General features: G+C 42.9%; 1 pseudogene. It reads left to right on the forward strand.

Going from position 1 to position 282, the window contains the following annotated elements:
• A pseudogene (locus ACFINZ_RS10825) lies at positions 1-282 on the forward strand (thiamine diphosphokinase); the annotation flags it as partial.

Consider the following 282-nt stretch of genomic DNA (forward strand, 5'->3'; position numbering starts at 1 on the left):
ATTTCGATTCTTCTCAGCAAGCTTTAAAAAGCAAATATGCAGATATTCCCCGTGAGATTTTTCCCCCTGATAAAGATATGACCGATAGTGCACTGGCATGTGAAAGAGCTCTCCAAAAGGGGGCTGAAAAGCTTATTTTGTGTGGTGCTTTTGGAGGTGAAAGAAGCGATCATAGCCTTTCTCATATGACACAAGCACTGGTCATGGAAGAAAAAGGCATTTCAGTGTTATTGACCAGTGGCCGTGAAGAAGGCTGGCCACTTTTGCCAAAGCCTTTTTCAT

The sequence above is a fragment of the Bartonella sp. AA81SXKL genome, assembly GCF_042196945.1.
Classification (GTDB): Bacteria; Pseudomonadota; Alphaproteobacteria; order Rhizobiales; family Rhizobiaceae; genus Bartonella.